14 protein-coding genes are annotated in these 22,054 nt (G+C 41.8%); 12 read left to right on the top strand and 2 right to left on the bottom strand.

Features of this window, described 5'->3' with window-relative positions:
- Positions 1-148: 148 nt before the first annotated feature.
- On the bottom strand, positions 149-583 hold the full coding sequence (locus tag A1D16_RS00375) for a hypothetical protein (RefSeq protein ID WP_290706603.1): 435 nt from the start codon (positions 581-583) through the stop codon (positions 149-151).
- Positions 584-612: 29 nt separating this feature from the next.
- Complete coding sequence (locus tag A1D16_RS21655) at positions 613-780, bottom strand: chitobiase/beta-hexosaminidase C-terminal domain-containing protein (RefSeq protein WP_366206313.1); 168 nt, start codon at positions 778-780, stop codon at positions 613-615.
- A 514-nt stretch (positions 781-1,294) separates the two neighbouring features.
- Here A1D16_RS21655 and A1D16_RS21650 point away from each other — a divergent pair.
- The 12 genes from A1D16_RS21650 (at position 1,295) to A1D16_RS00320 (ending at position 22,039) form a co-directional block, all read left to right on the top strand.
- Positions 1,295-1,597, top strand: a complete 303-nt coding sequence (locus A1D16_RS21650; protein ID WP_366206314.1) for a helix-turn-helix transcriptional regulator — start codon at positions 1,295-1,297, stop codon at positions 1,595-1,597.
- Positions 1,598-1,958: 361 nt separating this feature from the next.
- Entirely contained in the window at positions 1,959-2,543 is a 585-nt protein-coding gene (locus tag A1D16_RS00370) for a sigma-70 family RNA polymerase sigma factor (RefSeq protein WP_290706600.1), read from the top strand.
- Between the two features lie 64 nt (positions 2,544-2,607).
- On the top strand, positions 2,608-3,759 hold the full coding sequence (locus A1D16_RS00365) for a FecR family protein (RefSeq protein WP_290706598.1): 1,152 nt from the start codon (positions 2,608-2,610) through the stop codon (positions 3,757-3,759).
- 96 nt (positions 3,760-3,855) lie between these two features.
- Entirely contained in the window at positions 3,856-7,323 is a 3,468-nt protein-coding gene (locus tag A1D16_RS00360) for a TonB-dependent receptor (RefSeq protein ID WP_290706596.1), read from the top strand.
- Positions 7,324-7,333: 10 nt separating this feature from the next.
- Positions 7,334-9,028, top strand: coding sequence for a RagB/SusD family nutrient uptake outer membrane protein (locus A1D16_RS00355; protein WP_290706593.1), 1,695 nt, complete (start codon positions 7,334-7,336; stop codon positions 9,026-9,028).
- A 70-nt stretch (positions 9,029-9,098) separates the two neighbouring features.
- A complete protein-coding gene (gene ppsA / locus A1D16_RS00350; protein ID WP_290706591.1) occupies positions 9,099-11,543 on the top strand; it encodes a phosphoenolpyruvate synthase in 2,445 nt (814 codons plus the stop codon).
- 10 nt (positions 11,544-11,553) lie between these two features.
- Positions 11,554-14,109, top strand: coding sequence for a GH116 family glycosyl-hydrolase (locus A1D16_RS00345; RefSeq protein ID WP_290706589.1), 2,556 nt, complete (start codon positions 11,554-11,556; stop codon positions 14,107-14,109).
- A 193-nt stretch (positions 14,110-14,302) separates the two neighbouring features.
- Entirely contained in the window at positions 14,303-16,717 is a 2,415-nt protein-coding gene (locus A1D16_RS00340; RefSeq protein ID WP_290706587.1) for a hypothetical protein, read from the top strand.
- Positions 16,718-16,764: 47 nt separating this feature from the next.
- Positions 16,765-17,841: a GTP-binding protein gene (locus A1D16_RS00335; RefSeq protein ID WP_290706586.1), complete on the top strand. Its 1,077-nt coding sequence runs from the start codon at positions 16,765-16,767 to the stop codon at positions 17,839-17,841.
- Between the two features lies 1 nt (position 17,842).
- The gene (locus A1D16_RS00330; RefSeq protein WP_290706584.1) at positions 17,843-18,238 is read left to right on the top strand and encodes a hypothetical protein; all 396 of its coding nucleotides are present in this window, start codon (positions 17,843-17,845) and stop codon (positions 18,236-18,238) included.
- Between the two features lie 25 nt (positions 18,239-18,263).
- Complete coding sequence (locus A1D16_RS00325) at positions 18,264-19,469, top strand: DUF6786 family protein (protein WP_290706582.1); 1,206 nt, start codon at positions 18,264-18,266, stop codon at positions 19,467-19,469.
- Positions 19,470-19,474: 5 nt separating this feature from the next.
- Positions 19,475-22,039 (top strand): GH116 family glycosyl-hydrolase, encoded by a 2,565-nt coding sequence (locus tag A1D16_RS00320; RefSeq protein ID WP_290706580.1) that lies wholly within the window; start codon positions 19,475-19,477, stop codon positions 22,037-22,039.
- Positions 22,040-22,054: the final 15 nt, after the last annotated feature.

Here is a 22,054-nt window from a genome sequence, read left to right as displayed (position 1 = left end):
GCAACTGTTTTTCCGAAACCCTGCTCATGTACCTCCACCGCGTAAAGCATGTGTCATCCATGTACCAACCAAGTGCTTAAAAATAGCTAACCTATTGACAAACAATTGAATGATGCATGGATGAAACCCCATTGACACATGGACGACACTAATTTATGACCAGTTCATCCAGTAATAGCCAACTTTTACCCCCCGCAGCGAAATGACCTGCTGGTATCGGGTCAACCCCACTAAGCTTAATCCTCAATTGGGTAATATTGGTGGGCGGGAAGCTGATTTTGTAGCTGATTTTATTTCTTCCCTGTATGAATGCGGCTGCTTTTTTGATAGATCCCAGGACTTCCACCTCTGCCGGGGGGTAGTAGCTACTAATGGTATAACGCAGTGCCGTCAACTGCAATTCGCTGATCTTTGTCAGGCGGTTAAATTGTAGGTTCAGTGTAGTGTTAGAAGGCAATCTCTGCCACCTGGGATCTGTATTGTCTGGTTGGGCATATTCAAGATCTGTAAGTTTGGTAAGTAGTTGAGTGCTGTCCTGTACCGTTGCCAAGGCATTGGCAGCTTTATGAATCGGAAAGTTCATGTGTGCCGTATAGCCCACCGGCTTTTTATTTATGAAGGACCTTGTTTTACCTCTGCTGTTTTGGAAAGCCGGAATGGCTCCGTATATTTTAAAGAAGCGGGTGTTGGCTCTGTACCGTTTAAGGTGTAATAAATATCCACATCGGGAAATTCCGTCTGTATGGCTACCTGTATTTTATTGTTTAACTGCTGGTGCATTATTTATTAGAAGAGTATGCTGTAAATAGCGTTGAATGCTTTGGCTAAAAATGCCTTCTCCCACCTACCCTGTTCCTATCAGTTGTTTTCCGCTACTCATATTTTATTTGCAATAATTGTGTTAACAGTAATAAGTAGTGTAAATTTCTAGTCAGTACAGCTTTAACAATTACCATCATCTACATACAAAGGCTACGCTGCTTGAACGATTTATTGACATTAACAGGTTGGTATCGGTTCAGAACTATTCCTCCAGTAATATTTTAAATGTTCTTCATTATCATCCAGAATATGAACTTGGTATAGTCAAAAAAGGAACGAGGAAAAGAGCTGCCCCATCTGTGGCAAAATGATACTGCCTATTTTGAGAAGGATGCAGCGTTGCGAGCGGAGGCTGTTGTAATTCATTTTGGGGTCAATTTGGAAACGGCTATTCAGGCTATTCAGGCTATTCGGGAAATGAATGCCATTTCAATAAAGCCGGACATTGCAAGTTTTGGCATTTCATTATGTGATGAAAAATTTTAAAAAAGATATCCCGTTAGATATAGTAGCTGAGCTGGCGAATATGAATCCTTCTTCGTTCAGCAGGTATTTTTCTAACTATCACAAGAAGACATTTACGAAATTTTTAAATCAGATACGGATTGGGTATGCCTGTAAGTTATTAATAGAAAACAACCAGAATATCGGTTCTATTTGTTATGAGTCGGGGTTTAATAATATTTCTAATTTCAATAGGATCTTCCGGGAGATAAAAAAAATGACACCATCTGAATTTCTGGATTTGCACACTCTGAAGGATTCTTTTACATAAGTTAATAGCTTTTCTGAAAATTTCCAGATATGCGTTATAACCCTTTGGTTTTTTGATTGCACAGTAGTGCTATATACGTTCTACAGCCGCCATACAGTTGTTTCTGAAAGAATGTGTATGCGGCTTATTACGCCCACTTGTTGGTAACATGGGACTGGCGGGCGTCAGGTGGATTAGACGAATTGTAAAATAGGCCGGCAAACGCACTTAACGATCACCCCTTCTGTGAAGTAAAGCGATTAATTCAAGCCTGAGCGACCGATTTCTGTAAAATTAACAATATATATTAGAAAATTACCATTCCGTTCTGCAGCAGTTTATTTTGATTACTTTTAAAACAGACCATTCATAGAACCTGCTCATGCCTGCCAGTAAACAGCTAATTTATGACAGTACGCTGCTGTTCAGATATTTCAATGAAATGTATGAACGGCTCCTTCATATAGGGAAGGTGCATAAGTTAGAGGAACCTCTGCAACGAGAACTTATACACGAACTTTTTGTCAGTTTTTATAATAAAGAAGTTGATTTTGAGCGGCTAACCAATCCTACTTCTTATATTATTACGGCTTATAAGCGCAAAATTATCGATCATTTTAGAGATCGGGCTGACCGTTTCATCGAATTTCCCGATCGAGATTTTCCACTTACCATCATTCCTTCCTATGAAACAACCAAAATGGAGATGGAAAAAAGGAGGGAAGCTGAGCTGCTAATAGCTCAAAACTTCAGAAAACTACCTAATCGTTGTAAAAAAATAATCTACTATAAATTTTATTGTAATATGACAATGGAGCAGATTCAGCAGGTTACCGGCTGGTCACACCAGAGTGTCTACAATAATCTTTCAACCGGTCTGAAATTACTGAAAAAGCTTTTTCAACCCTCCGCAGCTCAATTGATCCGGGGTATTTCTATTGCCTTCCTGGTGCTGACTATTTTTTAAAAAATAGTTGAAAAAAACTTGGTAGGTTTTTTATTGGTTCCCGTCTATTTAGAAAGATGCTGCCATGTTGCCTCGGTTTTCAAAAGAGGAATTACTTACAAATGCCGAATTGATTGCCTATTGCAAAAATCCTACACCAGAGCTGGAGCAATGGTGGAAGGCTTATTTGCTGCAATACCCCGAAGAGTGGCAGAACCTCGAGGAGGCGAAACTATTACTCTCCGCATTACAGGAAGTATTACTGCAAGAGCAGAAAAAAGAAGACCTGGAGCGACTCCGGGCTGTGCTTCAGGGGGCCGGAAATTCTGGAAGCCAACCCGGCAAGTGGCTGAAAGCAAACGCTCGGACCGGAAAATGGATCCTGGCAGCAGCAGCCGTGCTGCTCCCTTTTATGGTTTATTTCCTGGGCTTGCAGTACTGGGAAGGCAAAACCGCTTCCAGCCAGCTGAATGCAGAAAAAAAGCAGGATTCCATAGGGCCGTTGCAGGTTATTACAGCTGCAGACCAGGTAAAGATTATAGCCACTGATGCCGCGGGTAAAAAGACTATCCGATTGCCGGATGGTAGCTTGGTTATCCTAAATAAAAACTCATCTCTCCACCTTAAAGAAAATTTCAGTGGTACCAATCGTGAGGTATATCTTGCCGGAGAGGGTTATTTTGATGTAGTACATGATAAAAAAAATCCTTTCGTAGTACATGTAAACGAATACGATGTAAAAGTACATGGCACGGCATTTAACGTGCGCGCATATCCCGGGGACTCTGTTGCGGAAACTGCCTTGCTTAGAGGATCTGTGGAAGTTGTTATGAACAATGCTCCCAAAGGCATTTTACTGAAACCCCACGAAAAATTAGTCGTTCACCGGCAACTATTGCCGGTTTTATCCACTGATAGCATAAAAAATAACCTGGAAGGCAGGCCAGAAATTTTACGCATTCCAATAACGGTATCTTCCGATGGAACAACTATACTCGAAACCTTTTGGACCAGGAAAGTATTGGAAATTCCGGATGAAAGCTTTTACCAGTTTCGTGAAAAAATGGAACACTGGTACAATGTAAAAATAGAACTGCTGGATGAGGAAGTCAGTGCCATGCGATTCCGTGCCAAATTCCAGGAAGAAACCATTGAAGAAGCATTGGAAGCGTTACAATTAACCAATACATTCAAATTTTCAATCAATGACAAAGTTGTGAGGATTTCAAAAAAATGAAAGGGAAGCAAACTCCCCTTTCTATTAGTTAACAAATACAGCATCAGTGTTCGATTGGCGTTGGAAACTGCGGCTGTATAAAACCAAAACAAATATATGAAAAAATCGAAAGATTTTGGAGCTTCCTGGGGCCACCGGAGAAAGCTAAAAACCCTGCTGCTTATGAAATGTATGATTGCGCTGCTACTGGCTACCTGCCTGCAGGTATCTGCACGTTCCTATTCCCAGGAACGACTGTCAGTTTCTTTTAAAAATGAACGATTGGAATCTGTTCTCCGAGAAATTGAGGCGAAATCCTCTTACCGGTTTATTTACAGTACGGATAAAATCAGAACTAATACTCCAGTCACATTTTCGGCTAACGAACTTAGCGTAGAAGAAATTGTAAAAGCCATTCTGAACGCTACTGATTTATCCTGGAAAATACTTCCAAACAAAACAGTTATTCTGTTAAATAAAAACGAAGCCGACCTGGAGATTGGTATTACCGGAACGGTAAGAGATATCAATAAAGAACCACTGGCTGGCGTATCAATTCAGGTAAAAGGCACTTCTTTGATCTCAACTACTGATGAAAAGGGAAATTTTTCTATTAATGTGCCGGATGAAAAAGCAGTGCTCATTTTTACTTACGTAAACATGCAGGTGCAGGAAGTTGCAGTAGGGAAAAAGACCTTACTGAACATCGAAATGCAACCAATTAACCAGTCGATGAACGAAGTGGTAGTAGTAGGATATGGTACAAAAACCAAAGCCACTTTAACAGGTGCCGTATCTGTAGTTGGGAAAGAACAATTGGCTAATCGCCCTACGCCAAATGTTATTACCTCTCTACAGGGACTGGTACCCGGACTGGTAATCAATAGGGGTAATATCGGGCGCGTTGGCCGTGAGGCAGATAATATTGGAATTGAAATACGGGGTATTTCTTCAAGATCAAACCCTGGAGTACTAATTATAGTAGATGGTATTCCTCAGCCTTCCAGTTCTGCTTTCGCATTAAATAACCTTAACCCCGAAGATGTTGAAAGTGTTACGGTTTTAAAAGATGCCCAGGCTGCTATTTACGGTTCCCGGGCAGCAGGTGGAGTTATCCTCGTTACCACTAAAATGGGGAAAACTGCCCGTCCAACGGTATCTGTGAACAGTAACCTTACGATTAATAAACCCGGAATTGTCAGAAAACAAGCCAATATTTTGCAGGCTATTGAAATGTGGAATGAGTCCTATGAAAACGACGGGGTACAAACCAATTTTTATAGTCACCTTAAGCCTTTTTTAACCCAGGATATCAACCTTAATGAAATTACGGTAGCTAAAGGGCCTTTTCCTGATACGAAAGATATTACCCTTAGTAACAATGACTGGATGGATATAATGTGGGGTTCCGCTACACAGCAACAGCATACCCTCTCCGTTTCGGGTAAATCCGACCGCTCCAGTTACTGGGTATCAGTGGGCGTTATCGATCAGAATTCAATGTTGCAATATGGAACCAATTACAACCGGAAATATAATACCCGGCTTAAGTATGATTTCAATGTAACCGATTACCTGAAAATACGGACCAATGTTTCTCTGCAATCACAGAAACTGGTAGAACCCACCGATTACAATACCATAGAGGATATTATCTCGAATAGTTTTGCAGGCAAAGCAAAATATACGCCCACTGGAAAATATTATGGATTTGGCGGCTACCTGAGTACCATCGGTTGGGCAAAAGAAGGTGGAGACCGGGAAGCCAGGAATACACAGATTCGGTCACAGGTAGAAGCCGTATTAACACCTGTAAAAAATCTGGATATCACCTATCAATTGGCAATTAACAGAGATTTGTTCGATGAGTTTTCTCTGCGCAAAGGATTTTTAAGCTATACCTATGACGATGAAGTGATTTTCAATTCAAATCTCTATTGGGGAGGACGTGATCAGGTGACAGCCGGATATGCCAAAACCAATCAACTCGTCAGTAACCTGTTCGCAAATTATCGCTGGAATTTCGGAGAGCATAATTTTAGTGTACTGGCTGGTGCATCGCACGAAGAATTTGAAAACAGGTCTTTCAGCGCCTATCGAAATGGAGATCCCTTTTTATTGAGTAATGAACTTTCATTTCTGGGTAATGGGGCTGTAACTGAACAATTCAACAGTGAAGCCAGGTCGCACTCCGCCCTCCGCTCTGCTTTTTCCAGAATATCGTACGACTACAAACAAACCTATTTTTTTGAAGGTAATTTCCGCTACGATGCCTCATCTAAATTTGCTCCCGGATATAGAGGCGCTCCTTTTTATGGCGGATCTGTTGGTTGGATGATCTCCAACGAAAAATTCATGAATAAGTTCAATCCATTCCTGGATATGCTAAAATTAAGAGCATCCTATGGGCAGTTAGGTAACCAGTCGGGTATAGGGTTATATGACTATATACAGGCTATTGCTTTTGGAGGGCAATATCCTTTTGGTCCGGTAAATAGTCCACTTAGAACATTAAGTACCAATGTGCCTGGTTTGGCTAGTCCGGATAGATCTTGGGAAAACCTGGAAGTAAAAAATATAGGAGTGGATATTGGCTTTTTTCAACGCAGATTGTCAGGAAGCTTTGACTATTTTGTGAAGACCAATAAGAATATGTTTTATTCAAAGGAGTTTCCAACTATTTTAGGCATAACCCCACCACAGATTAACGGTGCAAGAATGGAGACCAAAGGTTGGGAACTGGCTTTGCAATGGCGCGATCGTATTAATAAAAACCTTGATTATTTTTTTGGATTTGTTCTCAGCGATAACAAGAATAAAGTAATTGAGCTGGCAGATTCTCCGATTCCCCGCTATGGACAGAATTCATTTATCCAGGGTTATTCTTTCGGTTCCTATTTTACCTACCAATACGATGGTTTAATCCAGGATGAAGCCCAGCTTAATGCCTATAAAGCTTCCATTACAAGCGGTGTTCCTACAAATATCCGTACAGGTGATGTAATGTTTAAGGACTTGAACGGGGATGGAAAACTAACGCCCATGCTCTATAATCCAAAAGATCCAACCACAGGTGGAGATATGGTATATATCGGTAATTCCAATACTCGCTATAGCTATAGTGTAAACCTGGGAGTTAACTGGAAGGGTATAAACCTGAGTGCAATATTCCAGGGAGTTGGAAAATGGGAAGTGATGGATGGTAATATTGCAGCTGCTCCATTTTTCCGTAATCCACAAGCCTATCATTATCATCAAACATGGTCGATTGACCGGGTAGATGCAACCTATCCTAAAATGTCGCAAAACGACAATATTAATAATTACAACTACCAGACTTCCAATGCGCCATTTAAGTTTCATAATGCAGCGTATATGCGGTTGAAAAACCTGCAACTTGGGTATAATCTTCCTGCATCCTTACTGTCCAAAGCAAAGCTTAAATCAGTTCAGGTATTTTTTAGTGGAAGCGATTTGATGGAATGGTCGAAAATTCCCAGCGGTTTTGATCCCGAAAAGCCGTTTTCAATTGTGAATACGCCTTACCCGCGATCCTATTCTTTCGGATTAAACATTACCCTCTAAAAGCAAAATCATGAAACTCTTTATATATTTATTTGTTTTCTCCGCACTGTTTTTAAGCGGATGTGAAAAAAACCTGGATTTAAAGCCACTTGATGCATTAAGTGAGGCTACTTATTTCAAAACTGAAAAGGATTTTGAGACCTTTGCCAACCAGTTTTACCTAACGCTTCCGGATTTGGGCAGTGGAGACGATAATGCCGATCTTAGCATGGCTACGAACCGGTCGGCCATTAGCAATGGGTCTTATGCACCGGCAGAAACCAGCTCTATCTGGGATAACAATTATCGTTCTATCTGGCAGTCCTCTTATCTTATTGAAAAGGCAGGGGAAGCACCAGCTGATATTAAAACAGCCATTGCCCGGTATACTGCAGAAGCCCGGTTTTTCAGAGCATTTGCGCATTTCGATTTGTTGAAAAACTTTGGCGGTGTTCCGATTGTTGACAAAAGACTTGGGATTAGCTCTGATGATATTCTTTATGGACCTCGGAATACCAGGGCAGAGGTGGCTGCATTTATATTGGCTGAATTAGATAAGGCCATACCAGACCTACCCGCTAGCGGGCCTGGAACGGATAATGGCAGGCTTAGCAAATGGGCCGCATTAGCTCTAAAAGCAAGAGTGGCACTATTTGAAGGAACCTGGCGTAAATTCCACGAAAATGGCAATAATTCTGCTGAAATGCTGGATCAGGCTATAAGTGCATCTACCGAAATCCTAAACAGTAATTTGTTTGAATTATTCGACCGGCGCGATGTTTTAGGCGATAGCTCTTACCGGTACTATTTTTTGCTGGAGGGTACCCGAAAAACCAACGCAGCTGGCTTAACAAAAGCTGCGCAACGTGAAACCATTCTTGCCCGGCGCCATGATCGCGATATCTCTCCTTCACCCGCGTTAAATATAGGACAGGGTGTTTTAAGTCCAACCCGGAAACTGGTGGATATGTTCCTTAGTAAAGATGGCCTTCCCATCGAAAAATCGCCCCTTTTTGAAGGGTATGCTGAAATTTTGAGTGAATACAGGAACAGGGATCCAAGGATGAAGAATTGGCTGATCACTCCATTTCAGAAATACTGGCTATTTACGCAACCGGCTTATCATAAAAATTGGGATAATCCGGGTGCAGGTGGAATTATTTATGATATAGCCTTCGGAATACTTACACAAACTGGTTACTCAACCTTTAAAATGCAGCAGGAAATTGGCGGTCCGCATGGAAATGATTACCCCGTATTTCGGTTGGCAGAAATTTATTTAATACTGGCTGAAGCTCTCTTTGAGAAAAATGGAGCTATAACAGATGTACAATTGGATCAATCGATAAATAAACTTCGAACAAGAGTTGGAATGCCCTCCCTTAACAATGCATTTGTTGCAACCAATGGGTTAGACATGCGGGAAGAGATCAGGCGTGAAAGAAGCATTGAACTGTATGTGGAAAATTTCCGGTTCGATGATTTGAGAAGATGGAAAACTGCAGAAACTGAAATGCCGAAAGCAGTACGTGGAATTAAATGGAAAGGAACGGAATTTGAACAACGTCTGCCTTGGAGTAACCTTGTTTTTCAGCTCGATGCAGATGGCTTTATAGTGCTGGAAGCAGCCTCTCAACGGCAGTTTTTACCGCGCCATTATCTTAGGCCATTACCCATCCGGCAAATTCTGTTAAACCCTTCTTTAGAGCAAAACCCGGGCTGGTAATCAATTCATCTTTTTTCTTCCGGAAACTGACAGCTGTCAGTTTCCGGAAGAATCCATTCACCATAGTTAAATGGCAACAAATTATATAGTACCATTATCTTCTGTGCGATTACAGGATATCGGTAAAGTAGGGGGTAAAAATGCCTCCCTGGGAGAAATGTATGGGAATCTGGAACAATTAGGCGTACAGATTCCAAGTGGTTTTGCTATCACCATTGATGGGTATTTTGATTTTCTCCGGTTTAATGGTTTACAAACCACCATTCAGCATATTATTGACCAAATAGATCACGAAGACCTGGATTCATTGCGCCGAGCAGGTAGCCAGATTCGATTATTGGTAAACAATGGCCGATTTCCTAAAGCATTAAGCGATCATATAATTACTGCTTATGAATCATTATCGGGTGAGTTTGGCGAGCAATTTACCGATGTAGCAGTGCGATCTTCCGCAACAGCCGAGGATTTACCCGATGCGTCTTTTGCCGGCCAACAAGAAACATTCTTAAACGTTCGTGGTCCGGCATTATTAATGGATGCTGTTAGAAATTGCTTTGCCTCCTTATTTACGGATCGGGCAATTTCATACCGGAATCGCTTCAACTATGATCAATGCGCAGTGGGTTTAAGTATCTGTATTCAGAAAATGGTACGAAGTGATCTTGGGGCAGCAGGTGTTTCTTTTAGTTTAGATACCGAATCAGGGTTTGCAGATACAATTCTTATAAGCGGCGCTTATGGACTGGGAGAACTAATCGTTCAGGGAGCTATAGCACCTGATGAGTTTTTAGTGAGTAAACAGGCACTTGATAGGGGCTTTTATCCGATAGTCGAAAAAAAGCTTGGTCAGAAAGACAAAATGATGGTCTACAGCGAACGATCGGATGAACGGGTAAAAATTATTCCTATCGATAAACTCAGCCAGCATAAATTTTGCCTCACCGATGAGCAGGTAATCGAATTAGCAGCCTGGGTTAGGAAAATTGAACAATACTATTCCTCTCTTCATAAAAGATGGACACCGGTAGATGTTGAATGGGCCCTGGATGGAACAAATAATCAATTATATATTGTTCAGGCCAGACCAGAAACAGTACACTCCAACAAAAAAGAAAAAACAGTTACGACTTATAAGCGATTAACTAAAGAAGAGGAGCTGGTTTGTTTGCTTAAAGGAATAGCGGTAGGAAATAACCAGGGTGCGGGTAAAGTGAATATTTTTTATTCCATGAATAAACATGGATTGGACGTGCATGAATTTAACGAAGGCGATGTTTTGGTTACAGATATGACAGATCCCGATTGGGAACCTATTATGAAAAAAGCGGCGGCTATCATAACCAATAAAGGCGGTCGAACCTGTCATGCAGCCATAGTTGCCCGAGAATTAGGTGTGCCTGCAGTGGTTGGTTGTAAAATTGCCACCGATCTACTAAGCCAGGGGCAGGAAGTAACTGTAAGCTGTTGCGAAGGAGAAACAGGTATAGTGTATGAAGGTACAGTCGATTTCCTGGAAGAATCTTATTCATTCGAATCCATTGAAGGCCTGAAAACCCAGCTGCTGTTGAATATTGCTTCGCCTGAAACATGTTTATCTTATGCGCAGTTGCCCTCAATGGGGGTTGGATTAGCCAGGCAGGAGTTCATCGTGAATAATTATGTGAAAATTCATCCACTGGCATTGTTGAATGAAACGGTTGTGACAGATGCAGGTACGCGCAAACAGATGGAAGAGCTTACACAAGGCTTTCAATCAGGCAGCGATTACTTTGTGCAGAAATTGAGATTTGGGATCGGCAAAATAGCCTGTGCATTTTATCCCCGGCCAGTGATTCTAAGGTTTAGTGATTTCAAATCAAACGAGTACGCGAATTTGGTAGGTGGTGCCAATTTTGAACCGAAGGAAGAAAATCCAATGATGGGTTGGCGAGGCGCATCAAGGTATTATTCTTCGGAATTCAGGGCGGCTTTTGGACTGGAATGTGAAGCCATCCGTTTTGTAAGAGAAGAGATGGGCTTTACCAATATTAAAGTAATGGTGCCTTTTTGCAGAACTCCGCAGGAATTGCAAAAAGTACTGGAGATTATGAAGGAACATGGCTTGGAAAGAGGTGAAAAGGAGCTTGAAATTTATGTAATGGCTGAATTGCCTTCCAATATATGGCTGGCCGAAGATTTTGCTGCATTAATTGATGGGTTTTCAATCGGTTCCAATGATCTTACCCAACTCACTCTTGGCCTTGACAGAGATTCCGGTTTGGTTGCTCATTTGTATGATGAACGTAACCCGGCGGTAAAAGCAAGTATCCGGCATTTAATAAACATTGCTAAATCAAAAGGGGTTAAAGTAGGTATTTGCGGACAAGGTCCTTCTGATTTTGCTGATTTCTCCGCGTTTCTCGTAGACCTGGGAATAGATAGTATTTCTGTGACACCCGACGCATTATTCAGAACCACACAAACGGTTCGACAAATAGAAGCTAAACAGTCTAATTCACTTCTTCTTCATGCCTAATCCAATAATCATGCGCAATCCTATACAATTCCTACTCCTGTTTCTTTTATTTTCTGAACCTGTATTGGCGCAAACATTGAATACACAATGGCCTGTACTGAAAAGTTACCAGGCAGGTCAACTTGAAAGAATTGCGCTACCATTGGGTGGTATTGGAACCGGTACTGTCTCAGTTGGAGGAAGAGGCGATCTGCGTGATTGGGAAATCATGAACCGCGGTGCATTGGGTTGGACTCCGGCAGTGAAACTAGTGGAACCGACCATTGCAAATGGTCCTTTTTTCGCTGTGTATGCAAAAGTAGCCGGTAATTCAAAAACGGATATTCGGTTGCTGGAAGGGCCGGTACAGGGAAATTTAGAAGGCGATTGGGGCGCAGATGTTTTAAATGCCGGGTTCCCACGCTTTGATAGCGTCCACTTCCATACTGCCTATCCGACCGCTCAAGTATTATTTCAAAGAAAGAATTATCCTTTACAGATTCGCCTGGAAGCATTTAATCCCTTAATTCCAGGCGATCTGAAAAATAGTAGCTGGCCGGTAGCTACGTTGCGGTATGTGGTAAAAAATACCACGAATAAAGAAATAGACGTAGCTATTTGTGGCATGGTGCCGAATTATATAGGTAAGGATGGCTGGACCGGTAGCTTCCGCCATAACCGGAATATATTTCGGTCGGAGCAGGGGCTTCAGGGAATCTTTATGCAATCAGACAGCCTGGATAAGCAGCATGTAAATTGGGGTACCATGGCATTGGCTACCAATACCAAAGGAAAAGTCAGCTATCGTACTACCTGGAAAGCTTATCCCTGGAATTGGACATTCCGTCAATTCCTGGATGATTTTGGAGATGATGGAGAACTGAATGAAGTAAGTAATGACAATATACTAAGTACGCCGCCAGCCACGCTGTCCATAAAACAAACCCTGGCGCCGGGTGAATCAAAATCATTTGTTTTTTTTCTTGGTTGGCATTTTCCGAACCGGCGGGGCTGGAACCCGCATGACACAGAAATACTGGGAAATTTATATACAACCCGACATGCGGATGCCTGGTCGGTATTACAACAGTTTGCCGATAGCCTGGTTGGGTTGGAAAAACGAACCCTGCAATTTTTAAGAGCTTTCTGCCAATCAGATCTTCCTGCTGCTATTAAGGAAGCAGCATTATTCAACGTGGTTAACCTGCGCTCGCAGACTGTTTTTCTGACTGCGGATGGCTATCCATTTGGATTTGAAGGTACGGGCAGTGTTCAGGGAAGTATACTGGGGGGTGAAAAAAGTTCGGGGTGGGGATTTGGTAGCTGTACGCATGTGTGGAACTATGAATCAACCGTACCATTTCTGTTTGGTGAACTTTCCCTCCTGTTTAGAGAAGTGGAGTTTTTATATGCCGTAAATGAAAGCGGGGGCATGAGCTATCGCATAGGACTTCCTCTCAAAGACAAGGGAAAATCGGTACAACAATGGGCAGCTGATGGACAAATGGGCACCATCGTAAAGATGTACAGAGACTGGAAATTATCCGGGAACACGGCCGCATTGGTCAAAATGTGGCCTTCTATAAAAAAAGCGCTGGCTTTTTCATGGACCGGCCCCTGGGACAAGAACAAGGATGGCGTAATGGAAGGTCCGCAGCATAATACAATGGATATTGAATATTATGGACCCAATCCTCAAATGGCAGGATGGTATTTAGCAGCCCTGGAATCTGGCAGGCAAATGGCTGCTTATTTGAAGGATACTGCCTTTGAAAAAGAATGCGCAGCTTTGTACAGGCAGGGACGCACATGGGTGGAACTGAATTTGTTCAACGGTCAATATTATGAGCAACAGATCCCGGCAGGAAAACCCCAAAGAGCACAGCTCGGCAAGGGGTGTTTGGTGGATCAACTGGTCGGGCAATACCTAGCCCACACGGCGGGCTTAGGGTATATACTGGATAGAAAACAACAACTGACCACTTTAAGAAGCATCTATCGATTTAACCAGGTTACCGATTTTAATAACCATATTAATACATTCAGAAGTTTTGCTTTGGGAAAAGAGAGCGGCTTAATAATGGCCTCTTATCCCCGTGGTGGATTGTTAGAAGAGCCCTTTCCTTATTATACGGAAGTGATGACTGGATTCGAATACAGTACCGCCAGCCATATGTTGTATGAGGGAATGGATAAGGAAGGTGTTGAGCTGATTCAACAAGTCAGAAGCCGTTATAATGGAAAAAACCGGAATCCATTTAATGAAGGTGAATATGGTCACCGGTACGCAAGAGCAATGGCTGCCTGGGCAGCTGTACTCGGCTGGACGGGTTTTTCATATTCTGCAATTGAGCAGGAGTTTACGGTTAAACAAAGAGCGGGTAATTATTTCTGGTCAAATGGATATGCTTACGGTACTTACCAGGTCGAAAACAGGAACGGAAGATTAAAAATTGGTATACAGGTGACCGAAGGAAAACTTAGGTTGAAACGTATTAATGTGGGTGCTGTCAGCAGAATATTAAAGGAAGGGATGGAATTAAAGGAAGGGGAAAAACAGAATTTACACTATAAGAAAATATTATGAAAAGGAAGCAATACCTGCCTCTCTGCTTGTTATTGGTAATTTTTGGGGAACTATAAAAACCCTTTCCGCAACAGAAGCAAACGAATATCAGCTAGTTAATGATAAGGTTAAACTTACGCTTCATTGGGACAAGGAGGAAGGTGTTCTTCGTAAATCTTATTATAGTAAAGATACTCATGGTAAATGGAAGCTATTGGTTTCTTCAACGCCGGTTACAAAATCCGGAAGACAACCAGTTCATCCTTTATATAATAAGGAGCTAAATGATTTTCGCTATCTCCTGAGCGATCTGCATTGTAATCTTATTAATAGCTGGAAAGATAGTATTCAAGTTTTTTATTCAAAAGGAACGGATTCAATTGTTGAAACGATTTGGATTTCAGCTAATACCACAGGCTTTGAACATCGGGTGGAGGTTCATTGGAAAAAAGAGCCGGTGAAATTGGATTATGTGCTTTCAGGTTTTGAGATGAATGTGAGTGGAATGCCGGATTTTATTCATACACCCGGTGTTAAGTTTTATGACCCCAGAAGTGGTTTGGCGGAGAAGCAGGTTTTTGGAGATCGCAGCTTTGCCGCACCAGCTATAATATACCAGGAAAAAACAGATTTTATAGCGCTGGTTCCAGATTTAAACCTTATTAATCAATTTCAGGTCCGAACCATGGATGCAAGGAAAGATTATTTTTATTCGACCAATGGCCCGTTTAATATTCCTATGAAGGAATATTTGCGTACTATGCCCACTGCACTGGATTATACTACTGACGCAGGATTTACTTCGAAACCGGTCATGTCCTTTGGACTGATGGATACAAAAATTGGTTTCCATACCAGGTATATACGAGACGAAGCTGATCCTGCATTAATTAAAACAGTATTGGCTAACCGGGCTGTATACGGATTTACCCTATTACTAAGTGCACAGGCGGCTCCTATGTCGTATTCGATTGTAGCGGAAATGCAATGGCAGAAATTTGGGCGTTCCAATTTTTATGATAGTAGTGGTCTTTCCATGCCTTTTATCGAATATGTTAAATCAACTACCAGCGCCATATTTAATCCTGTTAAAACAGCTGATAATAAACCAGTAGAAATTTCCGGCGGAATATTAGATATTCCTGTTCCAGGTTATAAAGATCAGGGTTCCTGGCTCGAATGGACGGAAAACGGAGAGCAGCGGGGAGGTTTTAGGTGCTCTGCCCCTTTCTGGAATGATGTTATTAACAATTCGCCCTACTGGAACCAGGCGCGCGATGCTATTGGACTTTATTATTGGGGTAAAGAAACCGGGAATGATACTTTATTAACCGCAGCTGGAAAAATAATAAACTGGTGCTTGTCTGCTCCCCGAAATAGTTATGGCCTTTTTCATACCGTATATAGCGCTAAAGATAAAAAATGGGGAGTTGGGTGGACAGATCCACCCAATGGAAAATCCGTATTATTCTTACGCGATGCGGCATCCTATGAAATTCCTGCTTTATCAAAAACAGCAGCACACCTTACAGATTTTTACCTGCGGGCTCAACAGGATGAACGCATCCTTAACTACCTGGAGCCATATGCAAATTGGTTGGTATCAGCTGTAGAGGATGATGGCAACCTGCCCAGTTTTGTTTCTTTGTCCATGGAACCATCACCCCTGTTAAAAGAAAGTGCCCACGCAGCAGCATCAATGTGGTTTCTGGCTTTATACGGACGAGCCACCGGCAAAAATGACTATATTTTGGCGGCTCGTAAAATAGGTGATTATTTAAGTAAAGAAATTATACCATCGGCTAAATGGATTGATGCAGAACAATACAATTCTTGCGGTGCTAAACCTTTTACCTATATAAAAGACAGTTTACAGAAGCAATGGTATAGAGGTAGTCTGGTAACCATCTGGGCTCTGAATGCGTATGTTGCCTTGCATCAGGCAACCATGGATCAGGAATGCTTGTATTGGGCTGCAAAATGCGCCGATTACCTGAGTTTTACCCAATGCGTGTGGAAACCTCATTTTGTATTTACAGCCAATGTCTTCGGTGGAATGGGTACGGATAATAGTGATAATTCTGTATTCCTGGATCAGCGCCAGGCAGAATTAGCGCAACCTTTTATCTATTTGGGCAAAACAACAGGTAGAGCTGATTATATTGAACGTGGTGTAGCAGCCGGAAAAGCAGGTGTAAAGCTGATCGTTCAGCCAAGTCACCAAAAGAATGATATTTTTCCTTACCCTAAGTTTTACCCTGTAGGTATGGCGCCAGAGAATATAGATCACGAAGCAACCCCACAATGCCCTATGCGTACACATCCCTTATGGGGCGAAGCAAGTGCGGTTTATACCGGGTTGTCAGAGATTTACCGATCGTTGGGCAGCCTTTATATAGACCGTGAAAGAAATTGGATTATTCCAACAGAAGAGGTGCGGTTCAAGATCCCGGCCAATCGGAAGAATAAACATATACTGGTCGTGTCAAACGGATTAGAGCTTCCCTACTTAAGTTATCCCTGGCAAATGAAACGCTCTATTTCGATCCGGGAAAAACTAACAAAAAAGGAAACCGTTCAAAAAATTCAGTTTGATACGGAAAATAAAACTGTTCAGGTAAAACTTTAATTCAAACTCTGCGGGTACTTCCCTTATTACTAATAGTTGTTTTGTGTATGAAGCTTGTTTTTTTATACGGTGGCACAGGTGCAGGAAAAACTACAGCTATTGCAAGGGTAGCGTCTGTTTTGTTTAAAGAAAGGAAATTATTTAAGATATTGATAAATAGGAAAAGTGGGTATTCGGTAGATTATACCTATTTCCAGCAACAGGAATTAGATGTTAGCAGCTACCCGCATGCCTGTATCAGCTGCGCTATCACAGGTTTTGCAGATCTGTTGACAGCGGTTCTGCAACAGCAGCAGTATGATTTTGTGTTGGTGGAAATAGAGCAATGCTGCAAGGATATACAAATTGGTGTAATACAGCCCTTATTGAAACGATTTCCCGGCTTATCCATTGGCGCATTTCAGTTCCAGGACGCAAGGTCGGTATATGAACAACTTAATAAGGGAACCTATATTCTGAAGCTGAAAAGAGCGGTAGAAAGTTTGAGCCATCTAAACAGACACCGGTATATAGTTTTAACCAAAAAAGATTTGTTGACAACAGGGCAGTTGAATCGATTGCAGTATCTGTTGGCACAACAATTTCCTGAAAACCAGGTATTGCTCCAGAATTCACATATTGAATCAGATATCTGTGATTGGTTAAATGCTATCAATAGAAGGGATACAGAACAAAATTCCGATGTCTTTAGTGAAAATTATTTATTACTTGGCGAGGACAGGAGTGCTGGCTGGTATGAAGCTGGATTTGAATTTAATGGCCCGGAAGCAGGCAGGGCTGTTCGATTGTTTATACAACGATTTAACCGAAGGGTAATACGAAAAGAATTTGTTACAGAGCATACCAAGGTTTTAGTGTACACAGGCAACACCGTTGAGAAAATCAGCTTTTCATGGGGAGATATTCCTATCTCATTTCCCCGTTTTACTAGTGGCATGCAATCCGTTAAAGTGTTAATAAATAGCAGGAATAATGGGGTGGCGAATAGCCTTGGTCGAATAATCGAACGTATATTATCGAAGATTGAAACATCGCTGGAGGTAGTAATAACTGCGCTCCCTGCCAGGGAGAACGGCCCTGAATTTCTTTGCCAGGTTTACAAGGCTGAAAATTATGTGAGCTAGTATGCGACTGGGTATTCAATATATTATACGGGATGTGGAAGCAAGGATGCTGGATACGAATATTGGTGGCGAGCCGTTGTTTTTGATGGTCGAATCGGGTTGTTTACTGCCAGCGATCGAACAACAGCTGCATCTTATGAAAAAAGGCCAGTGGAGCAGGTTCTTATTAGGTCCGGCGGATCTGTATGGGGAGTATGAAACAGCGAATTGTATGCTGGTTGATTATAATGACATTAATCAGTATAAATTTTCAATTGGAGACTGGGTTTGGGTAAAAGGTGGAAGGGTTGGAATGGTATTACAATTGCTTAGGAATGTTGCCCTTGTAGATTTTAATCATCCACTGGCTGGCCGTTCTCTTGATATTGAAATTGGGTTGATTGAAGTGGAAGAATAGATGGTAAACGTTAAAATAAGCAAGTATGAACATAAAATTCTTAGTTAGTTGGGCAATGTTGGCATTGCTATCCTGTGATCCTGCTGTGAAAAAGAAGCAGGACGAATCATCTAAGCCGGGAGATTTTGGCTATGATAAGGCATTTCTTCAAACGCATCTTCCGGAAATGATTCTGTTGTACGGTGATGATAGCCTGCACCAGAAGATTTTAGTTGCTCCGGAATACCAGGGTCGGGTTATGACTAGTACAATTGCGGGAGATGAGGGAATTTCTTTGGGCTGGATAAACCATCATGTTATCGCGCAAAAGAAGCCTGAGCCACATATTACAGCCGTTGGTGGTGAAGATCGCTTCTGGCTTGGCCCCGAAGGAGGACAGTTCTCCGTCTATTTTAAGCAAGATGCGCCCTTTGTATTTGAAAATTGGCAGGTTTCCCTTGCACTGGACACAGAACCTTTTATTGTTGTCAGAAAAACGGCTCATGAGGTTCAGTTTGAAAAAACAATTCAGCTAACGAATTATAGTGGAAAGGAACTGACGGTACGAGTAGACAGAACAGTGAAGGTGCTTTCCAATTTGGATATGACGCAAATGATCGGGCTACCGTTGGACGGTGTACAGATGGTTGGCTTTACATCCGTAAATACGATTTGGAATGCTGGTAAGGAAGATTGGACCAGGTCTACCGGTGCATTATCTATCTGGATTTTAGGAATGATGAAAGCTGCTGAAAATACCAGGATTATAGTTCCGCTGCAGCAAGGGGCAAGCCCGGGAAAAGGTATAACTACCAATTATTTTGGAGAAATACCCCCTGAACGATTAACAATCGATTCCGTTTCGCTACAGTTAAAGGCAGATGGGAAATACCGGGCAAAAATTGGCATCAGCCAGTCTGTAGCCAAATCCTGGATAGGAAGTTATGATGAAGAGAATGAATTGCTTACCCTTGTACATTATAACCTGCCCTCCGATCCTTTGCCCTATGTGAATTCTTTATGGGAAATTCAGCAGCAACCATTTTCGGGCGATGTTGTGAATGCGTATAATGATGGGCCGGTGAAAGGGAAACAATTAGGTGATTTTTATGAGCTGGAAACATCTTCACCTGCAGCATTGTTAAAAAAAGAAGAAGCAATTACGCATAGGCATACGACTATTCATGTTTCTGGTACCAAAGAACAATTGAATACGATAGCAATAAAATTATTAGGTACACCGCTCAACTAAAAGTTATGAATACGAGATTAGTATATAGAATGACTGTAATGGCTATTTTTTTAACAGCCATTTGTAATGCGCAGAATATTAAATTTCTAAAGAAATATGATCAACAGCATTTGTATAATATTGCTTTACCAATTGGCGGAATAGGTACAGGTACTGTTTCGCTGGGGGGGCGCGGAGAATTAAGGGATTGGGAAATAATGAACAAGCCAGGCAAGGGGTTTAGTACGATAACAACCGGTAATCAGGCACCCTTCTTTGCGATATATGTTAAAGAAACTGATAAACCGGCTAAATCAAGGGCATTGTTGGGGCCATTGCATGCCAGCGAATACCAGCACTATGAAGGTCGTCCGGTTAATCATCATGGATTGCCAAGATTTTCAACCGCCAGTTTTGAAGCAAGCTATCCATTTGGGAGGGTGCACCTTTCTGATAGTACTATGCCGGTAAAAGTTCAGCTTACCGGATTTAATCCATTTGTGCCATCTAATACGGAAGCGAGCAGTACACCCATTGCTATTTTGCGGTACGAGGTTACAAACAGCTCCAGTAAGAAAGTTGAGGTGGCTATTTGTGGTACCATGCGAAATTTCATTGGAATAGATGGGAGTAGGCAGGCAAAAAACTGGAAAGGGGATATTGTATATGAAGGGGCAAATAAAAACAAAAATACATTCATCGAAGAACCTGGGTACAAGGGAATTTATATGACCAGCAAGGGAGTAGATTCTTCTGATGCTGCCTGGGGTACTATTTTACTTGGCACCACAAATAAGTACTACACAAGTTACCGGCGTAGCTCTATACGAAACGATTGGGAAAATGCATTGTTGAATTTTTGGGACGATTTTTCAGCAGATGGAATGCTAACAGATAGGAATGAACTGGTAGATGATAATCCGATGGCTTCCCTGGCTTCTGCAACAGCCATAAACCCCGGTGAAACAAAGGTGTTTGAGTTTTTTATAAGCTGGCATTTTCCTAATAGGTTGGATTGGAATAATTCCTGGACCTTCGGCAACAAAGGAAAAATTGTAGGTAATTATTATACACGAGTGTATAAAAATGCAAAAGACGCTGCAGATAAGGTGCTGCCTAAATTGCCGGAGTGGGAACAATCCAGCATTCAGTTTGTGAATGCATTTATGGCTGCCGACCTGCCGGCAGAAGTTAAGGAAGCAGCCCTCTTCAACCTCTCCACGTTGCGATCGCAGACCGTTTTTCGACTGCCGTCTGGGCATTTAATGGGATGGGAAGGAATCATGAATGAAACAGGTTCCTGTTACGGAAATTGTACCCATGTTTGGAATTATGAATCGGCAACCAGTTTTTTGTTTGGTGATTTAGCAAGATCTATGCGGGAGGTTGAATTGGTATATGGCACCAAGTCTACCGGGAAAATGATGAATCGGGTAAATATTCCATTGGAATCAAATTTTGCCATTGACCATGTTGCAGCAGCAGATGGCCAAATGGGTTCAATTATGCGGTTTTACAGAGAATGGAAGCATGCAGGTGATATCAATTGGTTAAAAAAACACTGGCCTGTTGTAAAAAGCGCTATCCGGTATGCGTGGTTGCTAGATAGCTGGGATCAGGATGCAGATGGCATTCAGGAAGGCAAACAACATAATACGATGGATGTTGACTATTACGGTCCAAATCCCCAAATGCAGTTTTGGTATTTTGGGGCCTTAAAAGCAGGGGCCGAAATAGCCAGCTATTTGGGTGAAAAGAAATTTGCCGATTCCTGCATGAAAATACTTTCAAAAGGTAGTGCCTGGGTTGATAAGAATCTGTTTAATGGAGAATATTATGAACATTGGATAACGGATCCTACTACTAAGAAATTTTTGAACCTTTCAGATACAACAGTGCTGGTGCCCCCTTTTCAACTTGGAAAGGGATGCCTGGTTGATCAGTTGGCGGGGCAATACATGGCGCATTTATGTGGTTTGGGTTACCTGGCTGAACCACAGCATATTCGAACAGCCTTACAGAGTATTGTAAAATACAATTCGGTACTTCGATTTGATACAGTGTTTAATAATATGCGCTCCTATGTAATGGATAAGGAGCCTGGCTTGATAATGGCCAGTTGGCCAAAAGGAAGATTAGAGGTTCCTTTTCCTTATTTTGCCGAATCCATGAGTGGATTTGAGTATACTGCGGCTATAGGATTGATTTATGAGCAGGAGCTGGAAAATGGCTTATCGGCAGTGCGAAATATTCGTTCAAGATTTGATGGAGAAAAAAGGAACCCGTATAATGAACCCGAATGTGGGCATCACTATGCACGTGCGATGGCTAGTTGGTCATTGATTCCTTCCTTAACCGGATTTGATTATAATGGATATAAAAAGATGTTTCGAATAAACAATAGGCAAGGCACTTTTTTTTGGAGCAATGGATACGCGTGGGGAACTTATTCTTTAGAAAATGAACAGTTGAAAGTGGCCTGTTTATTTGGATCAATCAATATCCAAGAATTTGTAGTAGGAGAGAAAAAGATTAAATACCCTAAACAGGTCTTGCGCCAGGATGAAAAAATCGAGCTAAGGGTGAATTGATTGGCATTGGAGGGA

The sequence above is a fragment of the Flavihumibacter sp. CACIAM 22H1 genome (assembly GCF_001601815.1).
Lineage (GTDB): Bacteria > Bacteroidota > Bacteroidia > Chitinophagales > Chitinophagaceae > Flavihumibacter.
Note: the sequence above shows the minus strand (reverse complement) of the source record. Positions and strands in the feature narration are given on the sequence as shown.